General features: G+C 47.7%; 23 protein-coding genes and 1 tRNA gene. 14 read left to right on the plus strand and 10 right to left on the minus strand.

Features of this window, described 5'->3' with window-relative positions; translation table 11 throughout:
- Positions 1-327 precede the first annotated feature (327 nt).
- Positions 328-1422: a deoxyguanosinetriphosphate triphosphohydrolase gene (locus JWG88_RS18360; protein ID WP_205235248.1), complete on the minus strand. Its 1095-nt coding sequence runs from the start codon at positions 1420-1422 to the stop codon at positions 328-330.
- A 383-nt stretch (positions 1423-1805) separates the two neighbouring features.
- Between JWG88_RS18360 and JWG88_RS18365 the strand changes: the two genes are divergently transcribed.
- Both JWG88_RS18365 and JWG88_RS18370 read left to right on the plus strand, forming a co-directional pair.
- Positions 1806-2231, plus strand: coding sequence for a hypothetical protein (locus JWG88_RS18365; protein WP_205235249.1), 426 nt, complete (start codon positions 1806-1808; stop codon positions 2229-2231).
- 36 nt (positions 2232-2267) lie between these two features.
- Positions 2268-2522, plus strand: coding sequence for a hypothetical protein (locus JWG88_RS18370; protein WP_205235250.1), 255 nt, complete (start codon positions 2268-2270; stop codon positions 2520-2522).
- A 224-nt stretch (positions 2523-2746) separates the two neighbouring features.
- Here JWG88_RS18370 and glyQ read toward each other — a convergent pair whose 3' ends face one another.
- Complete coding sequence (gene glyQ / locus JWG88_RS18375) at positions 2747-3616, minus strand: glycine--tRNA ligase subunit alpha (RefSeq protein ID WP_205235251.1); 870 nt, start codon at positions 3614-3616, stop codon at positions 2747-2749.
- 228 nt (positions 3617-3844) lie between these two features.
- Between glyQ and JWG88_RS18380 the strand changes: the two genes are divergently transcribed.
- From JWG88_RS18380 to secB, 3 genes are all read left to right on the plus strand, one after another.
- The gene (locus tag JWG88_RS18380; protein WP_205235252.1) at positions 3845-4267 is read left to right on the plus strand and encodes a CoA-binding protein; all 423 of its coding nucleotides are present in this window, start codon (positions 3845-3847) and stop codon (positions 4265-4267) included.
- 19 nt (positions 4268-4286) lie between these two features.
- Entirely contained in the window at positions 4287-7136 is a 2850-nt protein-coding gene (uvrA, locus tag JWG88_RS18385; protein ID WP_205235253.1) for an excinuclease ABC subunit UvrA, read from the plus strand.
- A 271-nt stretch (positions 7137-7407) separates the two neighbouring features.
- Positions 7408-7887: a protein-export chaperone SecB gene (gene secB, locus JWG88_RS18390; protein ID WP_205235254.1), complete on the plus strand. Its 480-nt coding sequence runs from the start codon at positions 7408-7410 to the stop codon at positions 7885-7887.
- Positions 7888-8006: 119 nt separating this feature from the next.
- Here secB and JWG88_RS18395 read toward each other — a convergent pair whose 3' ends face one another.
- The 7 genes from JWG88_RS18395 to pilM all read right to left on the minus strand — a co-directional run bounded on the left by JWG88_RS18395 (position 8007) and on the right by pilM (position 15287).
- A complete protein-coding gene (locus JWG88_RS18395; protein ID WP_205235255.1) occupies positions 8007-9011 on the minus strand; it encodes a hypothetical protein in 1005 nt (334 codons plus the stop codon).
- Between the two features lie 50 nt (positions 9012-9061).
- Positions 9062-10795 (minus strand): pilus (MSHA type) biogenesis protein MshL, encoded by a 1734-nt coding sequence (gene mshL, locus JWG88_RS18400; protein ID WP_205235256.1) that lies wholly within the window; start codon positions 10793-10795, stop codon positions 9062-9064.
- Positions 10796-10862: 67 nt separating this feature from the next.
- Positions 10863-12428 (minus strand): secretin and TonB N-terminal domain-containing protein, encoded by a 1566-nt coding sequence (locus JWG88_RS18405; protein WP_205235257.1) that lies wholly within the window; start codon positions 12426-12428, stop codon positions 10863-10865.
- A 3-nt stretch (positions 12429-12431) separates the two neighbouring features.
- A complete protein-coding gene (locus tag JWG88_RS18410) occupies positions 12432-12839 on the minus strand; it encodes a pilus assembly protein PilP (protein WP_240194605.1) in 408 nt (135 codons plus the stop codon).
- Positions 12840-12981: 142 nt separating this feature from the next.
- Positions 12982-13599 (minus strand): type IV pilus inner membrane component PilO, encoded by a 618-nt coding sequence (locus JWG88_RS18415; protein ID WP_205235259.1) that lies wholly within the window; start codon positions 13597-13599, stop codon positions 12982-12984.
- A gap of 20 nt (positions 13600-13619) precedes the next feature.
- Positions 13620-14195 carry a PilN domain-containing protein gene (locus tag JWG88_RS18420; RefSeq protein ID WP_205235260.1) on the minus strand — a complete coding sequence of 192 codons (576 nt, stop codon included), beginning with the start codon at positions 14193-14195 and terminating at the stop codon, positions 13620-13622.
- A gap of 33 nt (positions 14196-14228) precedes the next feature.
- Positions 14229-15287: a type IV pilus assembly protein PilM gene (gene pilM / locus JWG88_RS18425; RefSeq protein WP_205235261.1), complete on the minus strand. Its 1059-nt coding sequence runs from the start codon at positions 15285-15287 to the stop codon at positions 14229-14231.
- 399 nt (positions 15288-15686) lie between these two features.
- Here pilM and lepB point away from each other — a divergent pair, with 399 nt between their 5' ends.
- Genes lepB through JWG88_RS18440 form a run of 3 tightly spaced genes read left to right on the plus strand, consistent with a single transcriptional unit; the run spans position 15687 to position 18588 of the window.
- Positions 15687-16325 (plus strand): signal peptidase I, encoded by a 639-nt coding sequence (gene lepB, locus JWG88_RS18430; RefSeq protein WP_205235262.1) that lies wholly within the window; start codon positions 15687-15689, stop codon positions 16323-16325.
- Between the two features lie 30 nt (positions 16326-16355).
- Positions 16356-17309 (plus strand): aspartate carbamoyltransferase catalytic subunit, encoded by a 954-nt coding sequence (locus tag JWG88_RS18435; protein ID WP_205235263.1) that lies wholly within the window; start codon positions 16356-16358, stop codon positions 17307-17309.
- Positions 17296-18588, plus strand: a complete 1293-nt coding sequence (locus tag JWG88_RS18440) for a dihydroorotase (protein WP_240194585.1) — start codon at positions 17296-17298, stop codon at positions 18586-18588. Before JWG88_RS18435 ends, JWG88_RS18440 begins: the two co-directional genes overlap by 14 nt.
- Positions 18589-18655: 67 nt before the next feature.
- Here the strand turns inward: JWG88_RS18440 and sfsA are convergent, their stop codons facing one another.
- Positions 18656-19354: a DNA/RNA nuclease SfsA gene (gene sfsA, locus JWG88_RS18445; protein WP_205235264.1), complete on the minus strand. Its 699-nt coding sequence runs from the start codon at positions 19352-19354 to the stop codon at positions 18656-18658.
- A gap of 193 nt (positions 19355-19547) precedes the next feature.
- Between sfsA and JWG88_RS18450 the strand changes: the two genes are divergently transcribed.
- From JWG88_RS18450 to JWG88_RS18475, 6 genes are all read left to right on the plus strand, one after another.
- Positions 19548-20768 carry a type I glyceraldehyde-3-phosphate dehydrogenase gene (locus JWG88_RS18450; protein ID WP_205235265.1) on the plus strand — a complete coding sequence of 407 codons (1221 nt, stop codon included), beginning with the start codon at positions 19548-19550 and terminating at the stop codon, positions 20766-20768.
- Between the two features lie 2 nt (positions 20769-20770).
- Positions 20771-21214: a ribosomal protein S18-alanine N-acetyltransferase gene (gene rimI, locus JWG88_RS18455; protein ID WP_205235266.1), complete on the plus strand. Its 444-nt coding sequence runs from the start codon at positions 20771-20773 to the stop codon at positions 21212-21214.
- Between the two features lie 64 nt (positions 21215-21278).
- On the plus strand, positions 21279-22457 hold the full coding sequence (locus JWG88_RS18460) for a phosphoglycerate kinase (protein ID WP_205235267.1): 1179 nt from the start codon (positions 21279-21281) through the stop codon (positions 22455-22457).
- 113 nt (positions 22458-22570) lie between these two features.
- Positions 22571-23326, plus strand: a complete 756-nt coding sequence (gene tpiA, locus JWG88_RS18465) for a triose-phosphate isomerase (protein WP_205235268.1) — start codon at positions 22571-22573, stop codon at positions 23324-23326.
- A gap of 22 nt (positions 23327-23348) precedes the next feature.
- A complete protein-coding gene (gene secG / locus JWG88_RS18470) occupies positions 23349-23726 on the plus strand; it encodes a preprotein translocase subunit SecG (protein ID WP_205235269.1) in 378 nt (125 codons plus the stop codon).
- Positions 23727-23733: 7 nt separating this feature from the next.
- A tRNA-Leu gene (locus JWG88_RS18475) sits at positions 23734-23819 on the plus strand.
- The last annotated feature ends 59 nt before the right edge of the window (positions 23820-23878 follow it).

The raw sequence follows: 23878 nt of genomic DNA on the forward strand, positions 1-23878 counted from the left end.
ATCAGAAAATGATGAATGTTGTAAAATTTTCCTGCCTTGAAGTAACACCATATCAAATAGACTCACTGCGGCAGTGTCGTTTTCCTATTAAATCGTTTTAATTTCCAGATCTTTCCTCGCTGCGGGTTTTTAGCAGGTGCTTGATGAACGAATAAGAAACACTTATCTGCTCTGCTGCACCTTCAGAAATTGCGGGAAAGAAACTGTAGACAGTAACTTTGAAGCTTTCGAAATTCAATCTTTTTATGTTGTCTCGTCATCTAATCCAGCTGAACTGGATTTTCCACAACCCGGAAACCAACAGAGCCATGAGTCGGATATTGGCTTTTATCGCACCGTCCACGGTTTGGGCATAAAGAGGTGTTCATAGAGTTCCAGCGCGTATCTGTCCGTCATTCCGGCAATGAAATCACACACTCTCCTGTTTGCTGTTTTATCATCAGGCCATTCATCCCTTTTCACAACCTTCTTCCAACTGTTTCCCCGTCGTTTGACCAGGCCGTTATCAAAACAATAGCGGTAGAGTTCACGAATTATACGTTGAGCTTTTTCAAATTCATTATGAACTCGATGATACCTGTAGACATTTTCATAGAGGAAAGTGCGCAGATTAGTGATAGCCTCGAGCATTTCCTCACTGACATGCAGCTTGCCGTCATCGATGGTCAGGGTTTCAACAATGAGGTCCCGGACCATTGCCGATATCCTCTGCGAATGCTTTTCACCGATTACCCGGCTTATATTGGTCGGCAAACTCGAGGATTTGAGAATCCCGGCCCGCAATGCATCATCCATATCATGGTTGACGTAGGCGATGATATCGGCAAGCCTGACAACCTGCCCCTCCAGGGTCAAAGCCAGCTCAGAAGCTCCGTTTGGCAATATGTCGTTTCGCCCTTTTGAGTGACGCACTATACCGTTGCGCACTTCAAAGGTGAGATTGAGCCCTGCTCCATCGTTTTCCAGAAAATCAACCACTCTCAAGCTATGAACATAGTGCCTGAATCCCCCTGGATGCAGCTCGTTTAAAGTCGCCTCACCCGCATGACCGAATGGGGTATGACCGAGATCATGGGCCAGGGCAATGGCCTCGGTCAGGGCTTCATTGAGGCACAACGCAAAAGCAATGGTTCTGGCGATTTGCGAAACCTCAAGCACATGCGTAAGCCTGGTGCGATAATGATCACCCGTGGGCGCCAGAAAGACCTGGGTCTTATGCTTTAACCTACGGAAAGTCTTGGAGTGCGTTATCCTGTCTCTGTCTCTTTGGAAAGGCAAGCGCAGATCACCGGCGGGATTCTTTTCGGGATGCAGCCGTCCTCTCGTATTTTTATTCAGGGTTGCATGTCGGGATAAAATATGCGCTTCTCGCTCTTCGAGCTGTTTTTTAATAGATTTACCGACTATAGGTGTAAAACCCATCTTTTCCTCTCAAGTTCAAGCATATCAACGGACTGGGAGCGTGCCTGAAATAAGTATTCCCCGGAATATCCGGAATCGTCTTTTTGTTCTTTGCAAAAACAACTTTCTGAGATATGCATCAACTCAGCCAACCGAATATATTTGTCATTACATATCTCCCCTCCAAATGCAAGAAAATAAAGGCATAACAATAAGATAATAGATTGTTACGTATTCTGTTCGGCTTTTCATACAACATCTTGTATAGTGCTTCTTGATCTTTAGAAAAACCATCATAATGAGAGCTTAGGGGAAAATTTGAGGGAATACTCTCCGTTTTGCTGTACATTAGATATCCAGTAATAATATCAGACAGATTTGAAAACGGATTGGTAGAAAATACAATGACGAATATCTCTGACATTTCTGATCCGGGAGATCAAGACAGCAGCCCATCATTCACGTGTAAAATAATTCCCGACAGTGACGAACTGCCCGGTTCAAGCAAGCAATGGACCAGGGCAAAACGATGCACGTTGCGTGTTCTTGATGATCGCTTGATTTATAACGATACGTATACCTCCTATGCCGAGATGGAGAAGGCGGAGATACATATCTATCAATCAGCGCTTTTCTTTGAATACGGAATCCTTTCAATCAAGGCAGGCGGGAAAACCAACCACTTCGGTATTAAATATTCCGATTACTGGAAAGGCGAGCTGCCCTTTCCCCTGGAAAGAATCCATGAGGAAACACCTTACATTTTCCTGCGCAGGACATTAATTGTTGCAATAATAGCCTACATTCTTTGGGAAATTATACAAAGATGAAGATGCCTCCCCAGCCCCCCGGACAGAGGTTCTGTTATGTTTGACTTTGATAAATACTGGTCCCTGGTTCTGCAATTTTTATCCAATAATATTTTCGTGGCCATCGGCATTGCCATTGTTCTTCTGATTTTCTTCTGTAAAAAACCTGCAGAAGCGGTAAAATTCCTGGGATTCTGCGTCCTTCTCGTAACGGTGCTCTACGTTATGTCGTTGCTTTCGGAGTCCGGCAGCCAGGGTGTTTTTCAGAAGAAGGGAATGACAACAAAATCAGAAACGGAGCTCATGAAATAGGTCTTCGTCGAAGAACTTCAGCGGGGCGGATGAGTGTAAAATGAGAGTAAGTAATACGCTGTTTGCAGAAAATATTGCCGCCAGAGTAGGCGGATGAGTGTATTTTGCACCCCTAGCGGAGTCCGCCGCTTATTCAATGATTAATGGCACCGCGATAAGCGCAGACTTCGAGAAACCGGCCTCCCGCGCTGGCCAACAGTTGACCAGGGAGGTTCAGGTTCTTTTTATTTCTTCATCAATGGATGTCCCATTTCCTGGCGCTGCGCGACATACCTCTCAGCTACTTTTCGGGCGATATTTCTGATCCTGCCGATATAACGTGTCCGCTCCGCAACGCTGATAGCCTTGCGAGCGTCAAGCAGATTGAAGGTGTGGGAGCATTTAAGGCAATAATCGTATGCAGGTAAAACCAGACCCTTTTCCACTATTCGCAGCCCCTCTTCCTCATATGCTTCAAAGAATTGAATAAGTTTTTCTACATTCGCTTCTTCGAAATTAAATGTGGAAAATTCAACCTCCGCCTGATGAAAAATCTGGCCATAGCTGATTTCATCATTCCAGGCTATATCGTAGACACTCTCGACACCTTGGAGATACATGGCAATTCTTTCGAGGCCATAGGTAATTTCAACAGTCACCGGATGAAGTTCTATCGAACCGGCCTGCTGGAAATAGGTAAACTGGGTTATTTCCATACCATCGAGCCACACTTCCCAACCCAGTCCCGATGCTCCCAGGGTCGGTGACTCCCAGTCATCTTCAACAAAGCGAATATCATGTTCCAGCAGGTTCAAACCAAACTGTTTCAAACTACCCAGATACAGCTCCTGGATATCCAAGGGAGACGGCTTGATAACAACCTGGTATTGATAATAATGCTGAAGCCTGTTTGGGTTCTCGCCGTATCTGCCGTCGGTGGGGCGGCGCGAAGGCTGCGGATATGCCGAGCGCCACGGCTCCGGACCAAGTGCCTTGAGTACGGTGGCGGGATGAAAGGTGCCGGCTCCAACCTCCATGTCATACGGCTGCTGAATGACACATCCATGTTTGGCCCAATAGGTGCCGAGTTCAAATATAATATCTTGAAAATTCATCCGTTAACCCCATGTTATCAGTAAAGCCTTTTTTCAAAGCCGGTTCGAAAATACGAAAAGACAATCATAAACATTAGCAGAACTAGATGGAACTAATCAAGCACAATCTTGACAATTACCGCCGGGGTTAGCATTATATGTTCCGAACAATGAGTAATAAATGGTTGTGCTTTTGATTATTTCACTCCACGAAACATCAATGCAGACAGAACCCGACTTGGAATGTAAATGATTGCCCTGAATGACCTCAATAAGATACGTAATCTCCTCGCAGAAGCCAAGGTAATAGCAATTGTCGGTCTTTCGCCCAAGGAAGAGCGACCCAGCAACATGGTGGCACGCTACCTTATTGATGCCGGCTATACCATCCTTCCGGTAAACCCCGGGCATGACCGGATCCTGGGGCTACCCTGCTTTCCTTCTCTTCTCTCTATCGAAGACAATGTTGACATCGTCGATATATTTCGCAAATCTGAAGATGTTGGACCTATTGTGCAGCAGGCTATCCAAATCGACTGTAAGGTTATCTGGATGCAGCTGGGAATCAGCAACCATGCTGCTGCCGAGATAGCCTGGCAACACGGCAAAGAGGTCGTCATGGATCGCTGCATCAAGGTTGATCACGCCAATCTGCTTGCCCCAAAACACTAATTTTTTCGTTCTTCAGATAATGGAACCGCAAACATTAAGTATCCGCGGAGCGCGGATGCATAACCTGAAAAATATAGATGTCGACCTGCCCAGAAACCGCCTGATCGTCTTCACCGGCCTGTCCGGTTCAGGAAAATCAACCCTTGCCTTTGATACACTCTATGCAGAGGGGCAGAGAAGATATGTTGAGTCACTCTCCACTTATGCCAGACAGTTTCTCGGCCAGATGGATAAGCCGGATGTAGATTCACTGGAAGGTCTTTCTCCTGCTGTTTCCATCGAGCAGAAGACCACCAGTAAAAATCCGCGCTCCACTGTGGGGACGGTAACCGAAATCTATGATCATTTCCGTCTGCTTTTTGCCCGCTGCGGGCATCCGACCTGTCCGGAATGCGGCGAGGAGATTCGATCTCAGTCAATAGAGGATATGGTTAACACGATCATGTCCTATTCGGAAGGCACGAAAATCCTCCTTCTTGCACCGATGGTATCTGATCGTAAGGGCCGGCACGAACAGCTTCTGGCCCGAATCCGCAAAGAGGGTTTTGTGCGGATCCGCATAAACGGCGATGTCATGCACGCCGATGATGTCGATCAGCTGGGCAAAAACAAGCGCCACACCATAGAAATCGTAATCGACCGCCTGGTGGTCAAACCATCCATTCGCCGCCGGCTGAGTGATTCTATCGCCACGGCGGTTTCACTTACCGAAGGTTTTCTCCTTGTTGCCTTTACCGATACGGAAAAAGAACAGCTTTTCAGTGAACACGCCGCCTGTCATAAATGCGGAATCTCCATGCCTAAGCTGACGACTCAGCTTTTTTCCTTCAACAATCCCCAGGGCGCCTGTGCAGAATGCGGCGGGTTGGGGGTCAAGCAGTTTCTATCGCCTGCCCTGGTCGTCCCCGACACCGATAAAAGCATCCTCGACGGAGCCATTGCACCATGGGGCTGGCGCAATGAATCGACCTATACCGGTCAGATGCTGGCGGCGGTGGCACAACACTATAATTTTTCCCTAAAAACCCCATTTAAAAAACTTACCGCCAAACAGCAGGATATCTTGCTCTACGGTTCCGGTAATGAAGAGATTCACTTTCACTACCAGAAAGGCAGCAGGATAATGACCTCGGAGCGCACTTTCGAAGGTGTCATTCCGCAGCTGGACAGAAGGTTTCATGAAACCCAGTCTCCCATGATACGGGATGAACTCACCAAGTTCATGAATGAACAGACCTGCCCCTCCTGCAAAGGCTCCCGTCTCAAAGATGAAGCCCTGGCCGTGAAAATCGGTAAATGGAATATTTATGAATTAACTCAGCTCTCCATCAAAATGCTGTTTAGTGAAATTCCGACTCTCCCCTTTAGTGAGGTTGAAAGAAAAATCGGTGAGCCCATTCTCAAGGAAATTGTAGACAGATTATCGTTTTTGGAGGACGTCGGCTTAGGATACCTCTCTCTGGATCGGCGTTCGGGTACCCTTTCCGGTGGAGAGGCTCAAAGAATCAGACTGGCCTCGCAGATTGGCTCTCGGCTTGCCGGCGTTCTCTATATCCTGGATGAACCGAGTATCGGTCTGCATCAGAGGGATAATCAGAAACTCATCAATACGCTGCTGGAATTGCGCGATCTGGGAAACACCGTCATCGTGGTCGAACACGATACGGATACAATCCTGGCCGCCGACCATGTTCTGGATATGGGGCCCGGCGCCGGTGTGCATGGCGGCGACATCGTCTATAATGGCAAAATCCAGGGACTGCTTGAGAGTGAAACCTCGATAACCGGTGCCTATCTCTCCGGCCGGCAAGCCATCACCATCCCCTCAAAGAGGAAGACCGTCAGGAAGGGGAAAAAATTCAACCTTGATATCAAGAATGCCACCGCGAATAACCTGCAAAACGTGAATCTATCCATCCCGCTGGGTGTATTCACTTGCGTTACCGGCGTTTCGGGTTCAGGAAAAAGTTCACTGGTACTTGAAACTCTGTATAACCTTGCCAGGGAGGGTTTTCGACAGAAGCGTTCTTCTATCGAAATTGATGGAACCTCACTCACTGGGCTGGCGGCGATAGACAAAATTATAGATATCGACCAGAGTCCTATCGGCAGAACTCCCCGCTCGAATCCCGCTACCTATACAGGAGTATTTACGCCAATTCGGGACCTGTTTACCCGTCTACCTGAATCCAGAGCCCGCGGATATAAACCCGGCAGGTTCAGCTTCAATCTCAAGGGTGGCCGCTGCGAAGCCTGTGAAGGTGAGGGTTTACTCAAGATCGCCATGCATTTTCTGCCCGATATTTATGTGGTCTGTGATACCTGCAACGGCAAGAGATATAACCAGGAAACCCTGGAGATCCGTTACCGTGAAAAGAATATTCATGAAATACTCTCCATGACGGTTGAAGAAGCACTCCATTTTTTTGAAAATATTCCCCCTGTAAAAAATAAGCTGCAGACACTGTATGATGTGGGGTTATCCTATATCACCTTAGGGCAATCCTCAGTAACTCTCTCCGGTGGTGAAGCCCAGCGGGTCAAGCTTGCCCGCGAATTATCCACGCGCAGTACGGGGCAGTCTCTTTATATCCTCGATGAGCCGACCACAGGACTTCATCCGGCAGATATTCAGCATCTCCTGCGGGTGCTCGACCGGCTGGTTTCCCGGGGCAACAGCGTCGTGGTCATCGAACATAACCTTGATGTTATAAAAACGGCAGACTGGATAATCGACATCGGCCCGGAAGGGGGAGACGGCGGTGGGAAAGTGGTGGCCAAGGGCACACCGGAACAGGTTTGCGATGTTGCATCATCGTTTACCGGACAATATCTGCATAAAATATTGTCCGCTGACCATAAGAATTAGAATACTGAACCGCAAAAATGAATGTGCTCATCGCTTATCATGTGAAATCTCGTATTAGGCGAAGTATCTGAAGCGGTTTTGGCAGTACATGCGGTACGGCGAATCGCCGTTTCAGGTCCATCATGGCAATATTTACGCCTTGTTGTCTTACCCGGACTGCTGCATAAAGTGAAGCTAATTCCTTGCAGTGTCGCGGCAATGCGTTTATTATCGCTCTAATTCAGTATACGGACTCATCCGACACACTAATCCAACACGATATGAGGTAGAGATGGCAGAAAATAATAAAGAAAAAAAACAAGGATCACCGGAGTTCAGGATGCAGAAAATGTATATCAAGGATCTTTCCTTTGAAAATCCAAATGCTCCGGAAATATACATGACCCAATCGGAAAAAGCACCGGAGGTCGACGTTAACCTGCAGCTCAACCACAAACAGGTAAACGAGGACCACTATGAAGTTTGCCTTGAGATAACCGCCAAAATCGTCAATAAAGAACTGGAAAAGACCCTTTTTATACTCGAACTTGAACACGCCGCTGTTTTTATGCTCAAAAACATACCGGAAGAGCATCTGAAAATGGTCCTTGCCGTGGATTGTCCGACATTGCTATTCCCTTTCACCCGGCAAATTGCCAGCCAGGTATCCGTAGACGGTGGTTTCGTTCCTTTTCTCATGGAACCCATTAATTTCATGGGCCTCTACCAGAACTCCCTGAAGAAGCAAGAGAAAGAGGGCAAGTCGAATTAACCAATTATTATTCCGGCAGGCAGCAACAGAAATCAGGGCAAAAAAAAAAGCTGAAGATCAAAAGATCTTCAGCTTTTTTGTATTTGAGGGAGAGAGTTTGCTTCTGTCCGCTGCAATCCTTAGAGACCGTAGGTCACAAAATTATCCACAAGTGCGCTGACGCCTTTTTCGATGGCCGTGTTAAAAAGATCATCATACTGACCATCAGCAAAAATGGATTGAGGCGCCACCCGAACCATTGCTCTGTTGGTCCAGACTACCTGGCCGGAAGAGGCCTCCTGTACCCACATCCTCAATTGCACAACGGCCTGATCGACCCGGCCACTTTTCGATGCCTGGTTTCCAAGTATTCCTCCGGCGCCGCCCCAGACAATTTCGTTGCCCGAGATACCACCATCAATTGTCATACCATCAACCGGCCAGTCGGTAAGACTACCAATACCTAATCCCAACATCCCCCCTGCCATCATCTGGTTAACTGTATCATAAGTATCCGATCCGGCAAAACCATAGAGAATCTGTGATGTTCCACCGGCAACAACGGGGAAGAAACCGCGTTTCCATGGCTCCCAGGTAGCTTCCTGGCGTGTTCTATATTCAAGAATACGACCTCGCACGACATAATCGGCCTGGAATCGTCGTCCCATTTTGGCAACTTCCTGAGCTGTCAATGCGTGAGTCCCGGGAGAATCCTCAACCTGACTTCTCTGGGTAACCTGCTGTTGCCGCATATAATGACGTATTGTATCCTTCATTGTATCCGACCAGTCTCCAGCCAGCTCATTGGTAAGAGACACATTGGAATTCTTTTGGTAATCAGCGATCTGCACAACATTTTGACTTACCAGATACTGAAATACATCCTCAGATACAGGCATTGCAAAACCCTGAGCCGAGAGATTATCAGTTACCGCCTCGTTAATCTGTAGATTTCGACGAAAGGCGGCAGCAAGATTATCCGCATAGGTATAATCGGCAAACGGCAGGATAACGATTGATTTACCGGAACCTGGAGCATTCGCCCCCGGAGATTGGGGTACGTTCAATGTTTCTTTTACATTTTGTCCACAGCCGGTCATCATTATTGCGCAAACAATGAGTAATAAGTATTTCAGCCTCTGCATTTTTTTCTCCCTGCAAATAGTAACGATTGAAAAATTCAATTTTTATCAGCTTAAATGACGACTGGTTTAAGTAAAATAATCAGCTCACGTTTGGTATGCTGTTTTTCTTCATAGCCGAACAGGTATCTAAGACCGGGAATCTTGCCAAGGATCGGTAGAAATTCGCCTACTTCGTCTTTATCGTCGCTGATCAGTCCGCCGATAACAAGCATCTCACCGTTACGAACCTTCACCGTCGTACTCATTTCCCGAATATTTACAATTGGCAGGCCGACTTCGCCCCCTAGGTTACCGAATGGTCTATATTCTATCGGTTCCATCAGTTCGGAAGTTACAGGTACCAGATTCATAATAACTTCATCATCTTCAATGATTGTTGCGGTAATCGCCATACCTAAACCGGAGAGAATACTTTCTGTATTAACAGTGTACGTTATCAGATTGGTCTCGGTATCAACATCGGCTTCAACGCTGTCTATATAAGTAACGTTTCTACCAACAGTGATAAGAGCAGGCTGGCCGTTCATCACGCTGATTTTCGGATTAGAGAGTACCTTGGTTTGACCCTCTTCCTGAAGGGCATTGAGGAGGACACGAAAACTTTTTGAACCGAGTGAAATCTTGGAGACGAATCGCGTCGGGTCGTAAGTTCGGTCCGTGTATCCATCAACTCCAGAACCAGGATAAGGATTGTCGTTTCTTCCATTCCCATCAGCAAAGACATAAGGGTAGACCTGTCCTCCCAGAGCCTGTGAGCCGAATTCGATCAAACCGTTGATATCAAAATTACTCAACACCTCACTCCAATTGATACCAATAGATGAATTATCTCTTAGAACCACCTCGATAATTTTTGCCTCTATAGTGATTTGCTTGTAGAGATGGCGTTTCAGCGTAGTTATATAATTGTCAATCTTGTTCAGGAGCGGTCGGGGAGCAGTGACGGTAATCACCCCGACATTCTTATCAATAGTGTAGAGATTCTGGTTCCCGGACCTGACCCTGGTCGGAGCCACATCCACTTGGGCAGCTAACACATCCGCATCATCTTGCCCATTTTGAGGCGCTCCGGCCGTTTCGATAGCTTCAATATCTTCCGTCACTGCTTCGGTCGTCCAGACATCCAATATCGCATTGAGGTTTTCTTCAATATTTTCCCAGATATTAAACTCATTGCCTTTGCTATCCAGTCGGATGGTGCCTTCAATATTTTTAGATAGATCGTCACCTCCCAGTACATTTCCACCAGTACCAGTCTCGTAGAGTTGCTTGGTGTAGGGCATACCGATCTGATACTGCCGGGTTTCTTTATATTTGACTATGATAGTATTGTCTTCAATCTCGTGATAATAGTCCACCTGACGCAGCAGGTTATCGATTGCTTTAAAATAATCGTCACCGGCACCTATATCAACGTCCACGAGTACATCGCGATCAACATCGCTTTGCCAGGAAACATTCATATTTTTCATGGCAGCCAGTCTTTTGAGAATATCCCACAGTGGCTGGGGTCCTCCGGTTGATCGGATAGTAGCACCCACCCTCACGCTAACTTCATCGCTTTCGTCAACAGCCGGTACCTGCATCTCCTCGCCGATCATATAGGCAGGCCCCTGATACTGTGCAGGTAATGTCGGTGTATCACTCTTCTCCGCAATTTCTTCGGCCAACGCTGTGTCCATGGCATTTTCTTCGGCCTTGTCCTTTTTACCACCACAGGAAGAAAGGAGCACAATGAGCAGCACAAGGCCGCTGAACTGAAGGGACAACTTGATATACTTCATGAAATACCTCTTGAACGTGAGTTATTAACAGTATTCACTTATACCGCAGTCTGGTGAAGCAGTATCTTTACCGTCTTGCTTCAGAGAGCCGACTTTGAATATACTCTTTGAGACCTACCTGTAATGGATACCCCGAGGCGAGCACCATTTGATATTGATCTGCAGCTTTTTCGTCCATGCCCAATTTATCTAGAATACGAGCCCTGGCCACCATAGTATTGACGGTTTCTCCATAGATCTCATGGTATTTGTCAAATAACTTCAATGCTGCCTCAAGGCGGCCGTTACTCTCAGAAAAGGCGGCAAAACTGGCCAGAGCTTCTTTCATAGGTGGATCACCGCTGACACTCCGGCTAAAATACTCAAGAGCCTCAGCTGTCTGATTCATGTTAGCCTGGCCTATAGCCGCATACAGTGCAGCTTTATAATTATCGGGTTCTACCTTCAGGCTTTCCTTGGCATAGAAAACGGCTTTGGCATTCATACCAAGGCGTACCAGGTACAATCCAGCCAGTCTGTTGGTCAGGTTGACGTTTGTCGGCCACAACTCTGCGGCCTCTTCATAAAGCTGCACGGCATTCTCATAATTGTTCTCTCTTTCTTCTGCTCTCGCCTTACGCATCAGCTCTTTCGCTTCAATTATTTCTTTTGGCTGATTAGCTGATTGTTCAATTATCAGGGATTCCTGCTGTACTACTTCGAGATTGGCCTCGAACGAAAGATTATCGGAGGCTCTCTTGGGCCACTCAAATTCTTTGTCTTTTGGATACACAACGATGGTATTGAACTTTTCCTCTTTCTCAAGGTCGGAGAGATTCAAAATTATATCCAGGGCAAAATCCCAGGGGACATCATTGAGTGCCAGCGTCAGAGATCCGGAAACACCTTCATCGACAATGAGATTCATCCCACTGACCTGACGGAACAGCCTGAACACATTATGCAGATCCATTTTATAAAAATCTATACTGATGCGCTCCTGCTCGTATCCGGAAAAGTCGAAGCTGTTTACCAAATCTTGAGCGGCTTTCTCTTTTGGTGACATATCCTTTTCAGGATCAGCAGCTTTGACGGAGGACTCGATAAGCTCTCTGATTTTCGCTCCGGCTTCAGTATCAGCTGATTTATCGGCACCGGCTACTTCCTTGGCACTGATTTTGCCCTCAGGCGAAGAATCTTCTTCTGTCGCAGCAGCATCGACTGGAAGAATATGAATTACGAGATCAGTATCCTGCCGCTCTACCTTCTGTTGATAGCCATCTTGAAGAGTGAAAATAAAGCGGGTAATCTCCGGCTTGAGTCCTCGCACCACCGCAGTCTGCAGGGTAACGAAATTATTTTCAGGAAGCAGGGAATCCAGCCGCAGATTTTCTGCGACGGTAACATCGGCAATATCAATTACCAGACGGTATGGATCGTAGAGTTCACGTGAGGTATAGGCTGGAGCTGAACTTCCGACCAGCGTGATGGTAAGGGAATCATTTTCTTTATCCGCCGTAACATCACTTAAAATGAATTCCGCCCCTGTCTGCTCCGGCTGATCTGCTGCATTTCCACTGTTTATCTGAAAAGTGATCAAAAAACAGAATGCGGAGAAAACGGCCAAATGAGTTTTTATAAGCCTTTTGTACATTGTTTACTCTTCTCCCTCTTTCCTTAAAGCCATGACTATCTCATTTCTTAATTCTTTTCCTGATCGAGTCACAGCAACTTCTTCAATAAGAACCTTATTGCGCCGGATGTCCTTGACGACTCCCCTTTTCCCTATTTTGGTTCCTTCCTCTATCATATAGCCCTGTCCCTTAAAGTCTTCGACCATGGCATAGTATGCTCCGTGCCTTTCCATAAGAGCTACAAGAGTCAGTTGACCGGGTTCAAAAAGCTGCATTCCCGTTAGCTGTTTCTCGACTTCCAGAATTTCATTGGGGTCAGCCTTCGGTCCGGTAGACGTCTCTCCACTGTAAAAAGGAACAAATGGATCCGGTCGCTTCTCTATCTGATACTCGTAGTCGCTTTGGGTAATTTCGAAGTTCAGATCCAGCATATCCACTGGTTCACCGTCTTCCTTTTGGCTGTTTTGGACAGCGAAACTGCTCGAGGAAATCCACGTGAGAATGAATATGAAAGAAACAAAAAAGCCTAATCTGTTGTTTATTTTTCGGAATACACCAGTCATTTGCTCAGCCTTACTTCTTTTTGGGTTTGGGTAGTTCAACGTTAGTGAATCTATAGGTCATCAGGGTGCAACTTGAGGCAAGAAGCATCTCTCCCTGCTCTTTCTTTGCTCCACCCATTTTGATATTATCGACGGTTACAATTCTATCGAGCTTGCTTACCTGATCGAGAAAAAAGCCAAGGTTATGGTAAGGCCCATTGACATTTATGTTGACCGGAATTTCAGCATAAAAATCCTGAGGATTATCCTGGCCTGGCTTGAATGCAAGAAAATCAAGGCCGGCATTTCTTCCCAAAGCAGAGATATCTTTCAGTAATTGAGGTATCTCCTGCTCCTTGGGGAGCAACTTTGAAGTTTCCTCAAAAACCACCAGCGTTTCATCCACCTCTCTCTGCAGCCTTTCTCTATTCTGAGCTTTTTTCTTGACAAGCTGCAGCTTTTGCTCGATTGAAACCTTATTCCTTTCAAGGTTGCCGAGTTTCTCGTTGTTGGGACTGAAGAAAAAGAAATAAAAAATTACCACCGGCAGGATAAGTATCGCCACACCTGTAATGATCTTAAACTTCGGCTCAAGCGGAATGTACCTTTCATCAAGGAAATCTGTTATGGCAGTATTGAGTTTGTTCATATCCGTATTAAATCGTCGAATTACTGTTGTGCAACATCATTTGCGGGTTCTTGAGGAAATCCCACACTGCATGACAATGCAAAGCTTTTAAAGTCCCTATTGGAAACTTTACTCAAAGTAGAGCTGCTCAAATTCACATTGATTATGAACTGAGACTCTTTCAGAGCTTCCATAAACTGGGCTACTGTCTGATTATCCAGTGCAATTCCACTTAATTGCAGTGAGCCGCCCTGCTGACTAAAGGATTTTAGCCACATTCTGTCATTATCAATAATCTTTGCAACTTCATCCATCACATGAACAGTCAGAGAAGACTCTCTACGCAACTTTTTGATAATGTCGATCTTGTTTTGTAAATCTTTCTTTTGTTTCTCGAGTCTGTCGACTTCGGCAATGATTGGAGCGAGTCTATTCTGCTCCTGCTGCAACTCAGCAATAGCCGCTTGAACAGTTTCAATTCTGTTGACTTGCAACAGACCGATAAAACCCAAAGCCAAAAGAACGGCACCAAAAACCATTCCAAAACCGATTATCTGGTTGCGCGCTTTTGCTCTCTTCTTGAGCTGCCTGATGGGAAGGAGGTTAATACGTAACATAATTATCTACCACGCTATACTTAACGGCCATTGTTATATGACAGAAGGTCGAATGGCTATACCGGAAACAATTGCCATTTCCGGACCGACACTGTCAACATATTCAGCATCAATCTTCTTTTTATTAAAGCTCATATTGCTGAAAGGATTAAAAATTTCTACAGGAATAGACGTTTCACTTTCGAGAAAATCAGACAGCCCCACGACTTTGGAACCACCACCACTGAGGATCAGCCTGGTCAGGGGCTTATCCGGGTTGTTGGAGTGGTAAAGATCAATGGCCTTCTTTATCTCAAGGACCCATTGTGTGCAGGTTGAGGAAAAAATCTCCTCCATTTCTTCCTGCCTGTCCTCCGCCGGAATCTGACCAAGTTTCAAAGCTTCGGCCTCTTCATAATCCAGATCAAAGGCATTCTGGATCTGTTCGGTCAATTGCCTGCTGCCGACGACGATGTCTCTAGCCACAACAGAAACACCCTCCGAGAGGATGTTGATATTCATTTTTGCGGCACCAATATCTACCAGGGCGACATTGTTGGATTTCTCATAGCTTGATTCGTAGGTATTTTCCAGAGCAAAACCATCCACATCCACAATTGCAGGCTGTAGATTGATGTTTCTGAGCATATTGAGATAGTCGTCGACTATTTCTTTTTTGGCGGCAACAAGCATTACATCGGTTCTATCGGAATCCTCGGTATTTGTTTTCAAATCCTGATAGTCCAGATATACATCACTGATATCGAAAGGTATATATTGCTCGGCCTCGGCCATTATATACTCTTCGAGTTGCGCATCATCCATAACCGCCAGATTAATTTTTTTGACGATAACGGAGTAACCGGAAATTGAAAAGCCGACTTTCTTATTCTTTATCTTGAGATTTTTGAATAACTCGGCAATTACGGCACCAACTACTTCAGGCTCATTGAGGGTGCCGTCATCAACAACATCCTCAGGAAGCATCGCACTCCCTAAAGCAATGATTCGGTACCCGTTATCCGTCTTTTTCAACTCACACACCTTGACGGAATGAGAACCAATATCAACTCCAACGACTAATTGTTCTCTGGAGACAAACGGCAATTTCATGATCTCTGTCTACTCACCAAAATCTGTTATCGGTTTAACTACAGGGTCAGTACACCCACTGTACTGTAGTGTAAATTCCAAAGTGATGCCTATTAAGGACATAAAAAAATACTTTTGTCAAGAAAACAGTACAAATTTTTTTTCATTTTTTCTTCTTTTAACAAGGGCTTATTCAAATCCAGAGGGGTATGGTTTTGCTATTTAATACCATATGTAGCAAAATCACCACTACCTCACTCTGCATCTTGTATTAATTATGCTTTGACCATTTTCCTCTTAGGATCTATCTGATTTTATGCCATTTATAGTATATCTCGCTTGTAATTCGGCTTCTAATGCAGTAGCTTTGTCGGGATTTTGATCTTATAATACACTGAATCGACACACTGGAGGAAAAACTTGAGCAGCCAGACAAAAGAAAAATCTACCCTGCGGGAATATGCCGAAGCTTTTATCATTGCCATTCTCCTGGCCTTGTTTATCCGTACCTTTGTCGTCCAGGCCTTTAAAATTCCCTCCGGATCGATGCTGCCAACTCTGCAGATAGGTGATCATCTCCTGGTAAGCAAGTTCATATACGGCGTAAAAATGCCGTTTAGCGGTGCCACTCTCATTCCCTTGAAAGATCCGCAGCACGGCGATGTAGTTGTTTTTAAATATCCCAAGGACCGATCCATCGATTATATCAAACGAGTCATCGGAGTGCCCGGTGATACTCTTGAGATCAGAAACAAACAGGTCTATATCAATAACGAGCAGATAGAAGATCCGCATGCCCATTTCACCTCGCCGGCCATAATGAGAGGTAATCCACGAGATAATCTCTCTCCCATCACCATCCCTGAGGGAAAGGTGTTTGTGATGGGGGACAACAGAGATAACAGCCATGACAGCCGGTTCTGGGGTTTTGTCGATCAAAAGGATATCCTCGGCAAAGCGTTTATAATTTACTGGTCATGGGACATCAGCGAACCGCTGCTCTCTCTCGATAGACTGACTTCGATTCGCTGGGGCCGTATCGGCGATATTATCCACTAAGAAAAATGGTTTTTTTTACAGGTGACCTGATTGGATACTCCTTACACCTTCAAGCACAAACATATCCTGGAGATTGAACAGTTTTCAGCGGCTGATATCCATCACATCCTGCAAACCGCCCGATCCTTTAAGGAGATTTCGAACCGATCGATTAAAAAGGTCCCGACCCTGCGCGGTAAAACTGTGATCAACCTGTTCTTTGAGCCCTCGACCAGAACCAGACTTTCTTTTGAGGTGGCGGCAAAGCGAATGAGTGCGGACACCTTCAACATCTCCGCCTCCACCAGTTCGGCCACCAAAGGTGAAACGCTGATCGATACCGCCCGTAACCTGGAGGCGATGAACCCGGACATCATTGTCATGCGTCATGAATTTTCCGGGGCGCCTCATCTACTTGCCAAATACATAAAGGCTTCCATAATTAATGCCGGTGACGGCACCCATGAGCACCCCAGCCAGGGATTGCTCGACATGCTGACGGTGATGGAGCACAAAGGAAGAATCGAAGGCCTGAAGATAGCCATACTGGGCGATATAACGCACAGCAGGGTCGCCCGTTCAGACATCCTCGGCTTCACCAAGCTGGGGGCACGGGTATCTGTTGCCGGACCGGCCACCTTTATCCCACCGGGTATCGAAAAATTAGGCGCCGAGGTCAGCCCAACCATCGCACAAGCGGTCAGGGATGCAGATGTTGTCATGGCTCTGCGAATTCAGCGCGAACGGCAAAATGATCCATTAATCCCTACTCTGCGGGAATATGCCTCCTTTTTCGGAATCAACAAAAAGCTCCTGGAAAGCGCCAAAGAGGACGCCATAATCATGCATCCCGGTCCCATCAACAGGGGAGTCGAGATGAATCCCGATGTAGCCGACGGCCCTCATTCAGTTATCCTGGATCAGGTCACCAATGGCGTAGCGGTACGCATGGCTCTCCTCTATCTGGTCATGGGCGGAGACAAAACCAATAATGGAGAAAATTAGAATGCAGACCGTAATTCTCCGCAACGGCCGTCTGATCGATCCGGCCAACGGCATCGATCAGGAAAACGCAGAGGTCTGGGTCACCGATGGAGTGGTGACGGCCCCGCAAAGGACCACACCCGAGGACGCCCTGATATTTGATGTTACGGGCAAGTGGATTACCCCCGGCTTGATTGATATGCATGTCCATCTACGTGAACCGGGCGCCGAGTATAAAGAGACAATCGAATCGGGCACACAGTCAGCGGCAGCCGGCGGATTTACCGCCGTTGCCTGTATGCCGAACACTGATCCCGTCAATGATTGCGCCGCAGTCACCCGTTTCATCCTGGAAAAGGCTGCAGGATGCAGCGCCCGGGTTTACCCGGTCGGTTCCATCAGTTCGGGTAGCGCAGGGAAAAGCCTGGCCGTATACGGTGAGATGAAGGATGCCGGAGCCGTGGCCGTGAGCGATGATGGCCTGCCCGTGCTGGACAGCCAGTTGATGCGCCGCGCCATGGAATATTCCACCAGTTATAACATGGTGGTTATCTCCCATGCCGAAGAAAGCTCGCTCAGCCGGAATGGCTGCATGAACGAAGGGGATACTTCTACCCGCCTCGGCCTCAAAGGGATTCCAGCCGCCGCCGAAAGCATCATGGTGTTCCGCGAGATCGCCCTGTCCGAGCTGACTGGTGTACCAATCCATATCGCTCATGTCAGCACAGCCGATTCCGTGGCTCTCATTCGTGCGGCCAAAAAGAGAGGCGTCAAGGTAACAGCCGAGACCGCCCCTCATTATTTCACCCTCACGGAAGAAGCCGTAATCGGCTATAATGCCAACGCCAAAATGAACCCGCCCCTGCGCTCCGCCCAGGATCGGGAGGAGATTCGCAGAGCCCTTGCCGACGGCACTCTCGATGCCATTGCCACTGACCATGCGCCACATTCGATCCTGGAAAAAGAGACGGAATTCAGCAGGGCCGCCAACGGCATCATCGGCCTGGAAACGTCGTTACCGCTGACACTCGCTCTGGTCAGAGAAAAAATACTCACTCCGGCCAAAATGATCGAACTGATGTCTGTCAATCCCGCAGCAATTCTAAACGTCCCCGGAGGCTCTCTCGCCCTCGGCAAACCCGCAGACCTTGTTGTGATCGATCCGGAAAAACGCTATCGTTTCAGCCAGGATGCCATAGTCTCAAAATCAAAAAATTCACCATTCCTCGACTGGGACCTCCAGGGAAGGGCCATGCTCACAATGGTAGGCGGCCGGATCACTCACGACGAACTGACATAGGTTCGAGAGCAGTCGGCAAGTGAAAGCCAGATATCAGAACAGTTGAGCGCAGACCACTGAGTTTTCTTCAGGAGAGATCCGATGGCAGCGATTTCAAAACGCTGATGCCTCGTGGTTCAACTTGCGCCTGATATACCAGTATCTTCACGCCACTTTCACACACTTGCCGCAGTACCTCGGCATAAAGCGGGTCAATATGGGCTGCCGGCCGAAATATTTCAGCATCGCCGCGCTGGACAAGAAAAAAAATGACTCCCTCATGTCCCTGCTCGCACAACCTGGCAAGTTCCAGGAGATGCCTGGTGCCTCTGGCGGTGACGGCATCGGGAAACATGGCGACCCTCTTCTCTACCAGGGTGCAGTTTTTGATTTCAATGAAAATCTTCCTGCCTCCACTTACCACCAATACATCCAGTCTGCTGCCGGGAGACACCGTGACCTCTCTCTGAATGGTTTCGATTTCGCTTATTTCGGCAATATCTCCCCTCTGCAGAGCCTCGACCACGATCCTATTGGTCAATCCAGTATTGACCCCGACCCAGGTCTTTTCCACTCGTATCATCTCCAGAGTAAGCGGATATTTTCTCTTGATGTTTCCCGAGCGGGAGAGATACACCCTGCTTCCCGGCACGGCACAGCCCCGCATCGATCCTGTATTTGGACAATAAACGGTTGAGGTTTGGCCATCCTCAAGAACCACATCGGCCAGAAAGCGCTTATATCTTTTAATCAATGTTGCAGCGATAAGTTTATTTTTATAAATCATTCCCACCTTACTGAAATTTAAGCCATATTAGTCCTGCTGTTTGTCCGGATTTCGGTTGCACTCATCTACTTCTGGTGATAGAATTTAAGCTGTTCCAGCATTATCATATCTCTATCCCAGTCGAGGGAAGTCTGCACAAATCCCCGAGGCAGTCGTCCAAGAACGGTATAACTCATAAAGGAGAATCATTGCCATGAAATTAGGAATAAATGGTTTAGGCCGAATAGGAAAGCTCTCATTGTGGCATCATGTTTCCAGAAAACATTTCCCGGAACTGGTGATCAACATTGGCAGAGAAGTCGGCAGGAATCTCGAAGATCTGGCGGCAGCGATCGAGAGGGATTCTTCCTATGGTCGCCTTGCCACCTATCTCCATGGCCATAAGGGCGGCAGAGTCATCGAGGAACTTGATAACGATACCGGAGCCATGCGAATAAATGGCGTTCCCGTAAAAATTCTGCGTGAGGCACGAAATCCCAGTCAGATTCCCTGGCAAGCCAATAATGTTCAACTGGTTGTCGACACCACCGGAGTTTTCAAAGACCCCACCGCGGATGCCGATGATGCCAAAGGCTCACTTCGCGGCCACATGCAGGCCGGTGCTGAAAAGGTCCTGCTTTCCGCACCGTTCAAAATCAAGGCCAAGGGTCTGGAGATGCCGGAGGACGCCGTTACCACCATTATGGGAATTAATGACGAGGACTACTCGGCGGGAAAGCATTCTCTCATTTCCGCGGCATCCTGCACCACCACCTGTCTTTCCTATATGATCAAGCCCCTGATGGAGTCCATCGGAGCAGAGAATTTCCTCAGTGCCTCCATGGTGACCGTTCATGCGGCAACGGGCAGTCAGCAGGTTCTTGACCGGTTGCCGGGTTCAGGCGCAACTGATCAGCGCAAGAACCGCTCCATTTTGAACAATATCATCCTGACAACTACTGGAGCCGCAAAAGCCCTCTCCCTGGTTATTCCAGAGATGAAGAACATCGGCTTCATTGCTGAGTCGGTTCGTGTCCCGACCTCCACCGGCTCTCTTATTGTATTGGTTCTCAATCTTCAGGATGAGATTGAGAGCCTCTTCAACCGGGCCCAGATAAACTCCATCTACGAAGAGTACGCGAAAAACAACAATTATCTGCAGTTCAGTAAAAATCAGAATGTCTCCTCTGATATCATCGGTGTCCCTGAGGCAGCTGCTGTTATTGAAGGCACCGAAACTCACACCCGAACCGCCACCATCAAGGTAAACCTGAAGTTGACTCAGGCCGGCAGCAGGCTTAGAGAAGATGATAATCCGATTCTCCAGGTACCGGTGACCCAGGCCGTCGTTTACGGCTGGTACGACAATGAACTGGGCAGCTATACCAATATGCTGGGCGACCTCACTGTTAAGATTGCCGGATCAATGGTCTAAGCTTGCTCTTTCGCATTCGCCCAGCCGGCGGGGAAGACGTTGCCGTTATTGCCGAAATCGAGCAAGCGGCGCCATCGGCCTGGCCCGCTTCACAGATTGAATTAGAACTTCAGCAGCTTAACGGAATCAGCTTGATAGCCTGCAGTGAAGCAGACGCCTGTGCAGCAGGCTGGTGTTGTGCCAGATACTGTCCGCCGGAGGCAGAACTCCTGAAGATCGCTGTAATACCTCGGTACAGACGATCGGGGGCCGCCTCACGTTTGCTTGCGGAACTGTTCAGGCAAATAGTCAAACGGGGGTGCAGTGAGATTTTCCTGGAGGTCCGCCGGAACAACCTCCCCGCGCAGGAATTGTATCGCAAAATCGGATTCTTTGAATTGGCTCTGAGAAAAAGCTATTATAGAGATCCGCCTGATGACGGCATAGTTTTCAAGAAATACATATAATTTCTTTATTCAACAGGTGAGAATCATCGACAAGATACCGCTAAGCCAAAGGGAGAGCACAGCTATGATGAGTCTAAAAGATATTGATCTTACAGGAAAGAAAGTTCTTGTACGTGTCGATTTCAACGTACCCATGGATGATGACCTTGGTATCACCGACGATATCCGTATTCGCACAGCCCTGCCGACTATTCAGCATATTCTTGAACACCAGGGACGCCTGATTCTCTGCTCGCATATGGGGCGCCCCAAAGGCAAACGCGTCGACAAATTCAGCCTCGCCCCGATTGCCGACCACTTGAGCAGACTTCTTGACCGGGAAGTAAAGCTTGCCCCTGACTGTATTGGCGATGAGGTTGAGGCTCTGGTCAACTCTCTGGGCAATGGAGATGTCGTTCTGCTTGAAAATCTCAGGTTTCACCAGGGAGAAACTGAAAACGATCCTGAGTTTTCAAAAAAACTCGCGCGTCTGGCCGATATCTACATTAACGATGCCTTTGCGGTATCACACAGAGCACATGCCTCGGTTGTCGGTGTCGCCGAACTGATCGAAACCAGAGGAGCAGGTTTCCTGCTTGAGACTGAAATGGAATATTTCCACAAATCCATGGATGATCCCATACGTCCTCTTGTCGCCCTGGTGGGCGGAGCCAAGGTTTCCTCAAAACTTGGCGCTCTCGAGAACATGCTCGACAAGGTCAACAGCATGATAATCGGCGGGGCCATGGCAAACACGTTCCTGAAGAGCATGGGTGTAAAGGTTGGAGCTTCGAAGACCGAGGATGATCTGATTCCAGCGGCCAAACAGTTTATCGAAAAGGCCGAAGAAAAAGGGGTCAAGCTTTACTTTCCCGTGGATTTTATCGTTGCCGATTCTTTTGCAGCGGATGCGGTCACCAAAACGGTTACCTTCCGGGATATCCCCGAAAATTGGATGGCTCTCGACATAGGTCCGGCAACAACCCTTTTGTTCCAAGAGGCTTTGGCTGACGCGGGAACTATAGTTTGGAACGGTCCCATGGGTGCCTTTGAGATGGACGCCTTCGCCCGGGGAACCATGGCAATGTGCCGGGCCGTCGCTTCATCTCAAGCCCTCTCCATCACCGGAGGCGGAGATTCCAATGCCGCCATCAAGAAGTCAGGCGAAGCTCACAACATATCCTACATGTCCACCGGCGGAGGTGCTTTTCTGATGCTGATGGAAGGCAAAACCCTTCCCGGTGTTGATATACTCAAGCGCTAGGAAGTGATGACGATCTTATTACAGCGTTCTCTGGCCCCAAAGATTTATTCTTCCGGGGATCATAGCTTCGTGATGACCTCTACAAGTAACCAAACCCTATCCGGAGACATATTATGAAGAGAAAATCGCTTATGGCAGGCAACTGGAAGATGCACACCACCGCGATAGAAGCCCGGAGTCTTGCTGCCGATATAGCCCGAAAATGCCCTGAGACTACCGACCGGGAAGTTTTGCTCGCGCCACCGTTTACCGTTCTCCGTGAGGTTGCCGAAGTACTCTCCCGGACTGACGTGATCCTCGCCTCCCAGAATGTCTGCTGGGAAGAAAAAGGAGCCTTTACCGGAGAAATCTCACCCGTGATGTTGAAAGACTGCGGGGTGAGCAGCGCGATCATCGGACACTCTGAGAGAAGGCAGATATTCCATGAAGACAATGCACTTATCAACAAAAGAGTACTGGGAGCCTTGTCATTTGATTTAATGGCAATATTGTGTATCGGAGAAACCGAGGAAGAGCAAGAGAACGGCAAGACTTTTGCGGTCTTGGAAGCACAGGTGCGCCAAGGATTGCAAGGGGTTGAACCGCAGCAGATGGAAAAGATGGTTATCGCCTATGAACCTGTCTGGGCCATCGGGACTGGTAAGACCGCAACCAAGGAACAGGCTCAGGAAGTGCATCTCTCAATTCGCCGTCTAATTGAAAAAATCTATGAAAAAAATATTGCTGATCGGCTGAGAATATTGTATGGTGGCTCGGTCAAGCCGGCTAACGTTGATGAACTGATGAGCCAGCCGGATATAGATGGCGCTCTTGTAGGCGGCGCTGCTCTTGACGCCGAGTCTTTCGGCAGAATCATAAACTTTATATAAAATCGAGGATTAACCCAACAGGATGGATACCCTTCTTACAATAGTGCACGTGCTCGTATGCCTCCTTTTAGTCGGCATTGTTTTGCTGCAGCACGGCAAAGGTGCCGACATTGGAGCATCCTTCGGGGGTTCCAGCCAGTCACTCTTTGGAAGCGAAGGTCCTATACCCCTGTTGAATAAAATTACGACTGGAGTGGCAATCATATTTATGGTCACTTCAGTGTCATTGGCTTATATATCAGCACACCGTTCCACCGGTTCGGTAATGCAGGAACTTCAACAGGAACAGACTGTCGAAGAGCAACAACAATCTCAGGAGATTAAGGAAATTCCCATGCCCGACGCTGAAGGTAATGCGCCCAGTGAGGCTGGGGAACAGACGGATACTCCGACCCAATAATTATCGTGCCGAAGTGGTGGAACTGGTAGACACGCTATCTTGAGGGGGTAGTGGCCCACGGTCGTGCGAGTTCGAGTCTCGCCTTCGGCACCATAATGTAGTACAAAGACTTCCACTCAAGTCTTTTCAACCCGCAACCGGTAACGGTTTGC

The sequence above is a fragment of the Desulfopila inferna genome (assembly GCF_016919005.1).
Lineage (GTDB): Bacteria > Desulfobacterota > Desulfobulbia > Desulfobulbales > Desulfocapsaceae > Desulfopila_A > Desulfopila_A inferna.

Bases quoted from the DNA above. Each gene is read 5' to 3' on its own strand.
- JWG88_RS18405 (WP_205235257.1), bottom strand. From the start codon at position 12,428: ATGTACAAAAGGCTTATAAAAACTCATTTGGCCGTTTTCTCCGCATTC.
- JWG88_RS18370 (WP_205235250.1), top strand. From the start codon at position 2,268: ATGTTTGACTTTGATAAATACTGGTCCCTGGTTCTGCAATTTTTATCC.
- JWG88_RS18420 (WP_205235260.1), bottom strand. From the start codon at position 14,195: ATGTTACGTATTAACCTCCTTCCCATCAGGCAGCTCAAGAAGAGAGCA.
- sfsA (WP_205235264.1), bottom strand. From the start codon at position 19,354: ATGATTTATAAAAATAAACTTATCGCTGCAACATTGATTAAAAGATAT.
- JWG88_RS18380 (WP_205235252.1), top strand. From the start codon at position 3,845: ATGATTGCCCTGAATGACCTCAATAAGATACGTAATCTCCTCGCAGAA.
- JWG88_RS18365 (WP_205235249.1), top strand. From the start codon at position 1,806: ATGACGAATATCTCTGACATTTCTGATCCGGGAGATCAAGACAGCAGC.
- mshL (WP_205235256.1), bottom strand. From the start codon at position 10,795: ATGAAGTATATCAAGTTGTCCCTTCAGTTCAGCGGCCTTGTGCTGCTC.
- secG (WP_205235269.1), top strand. From the start codon at position 23,349: ATGGATACCCTTCTTACAATAGTGCACGTGCTCGTATGCCTCCTTTTA.
- JWG88_RS18440 (WP_240194585.1), top strand. From the start codon at position 17,296: ATGGAGAAAATTAGAATGCAGACCGTAATTCTCCGCAACGGCCGTCTG.
- tpiA (WP_205235268.1), top strand. From the start codon at position 22,571: ATGAAGAGAAAATCGCTTATGGCAGGCAACTGGAAGATGCACACCACC.
- JWG88_RS18460 (WP_205235267.1), top strand. From the start codon at position 21,279: ATGATGAGTCTAAAAGATATTGATCTTACAGGAAAGAAAGTTCTTGTA.
- JWG88_RS18450 (WP_205235265.1), top strand. From the start codon at position 19,548: ATGAAATTAGGAATAAATGGTTTAGGCCGAATAGGAAAGCTCTCATTG.
- JWG88_RS18395 (WP_205235255.1), bottom strand. From the start codon at position 9,011: ATGCAGAGGCTGAAATACTTATTACTCATTGTTTGCGCAATAATGATG.
- JWG88_RS18360 (WP_205235248.1), bottom strand. From the start codon at position 1,422: ATGGGTTTTACACCTATAGTCGGTAAATCTATTAAAAAACAGCTCGAA.
- secB (WP_205235254.1), top strand. From the start codon at position 7,408: ATGGCAGAAAATAATAAAGAAAAAAAACAAGGATCACCGGAGTTCAGG.
- pilM (WP_205235261.1), bottom strand. From the start codon at position 15,287: ATGAAATTGCCGTTTGTCTCCAGAGAACAATTAGTCGTTGGAGTTGAT.
- uvrA (WP_205235253.1), top strand. From the start codon at position 4,287: ATGGAACCGCAAACATTAAGTATCCGCGGAGCGCGGATGCATAACCTG.
- glyQ (WP_205235251.1), bottom strand. From the start codon at position 3,616: ATGAATTTTCAAGATATTATATTTGAACTCGGCACCTATTGGGCCAAA.
- JWG88_RS18410 (WP_240194605.1), bottom strand. From the start codon at position 12,839: ATGCTGGATCTGAACTTCGAAATTACCCAAAGCGACTACGAGTATCAG.
- JWG88_RS18415 (WP_205235259.1), bottom strand. From the start codon at position 13,599: ATGAACAAACTCAATACTGCCATAACAGATTTCCTTGATGAAAGGTAC.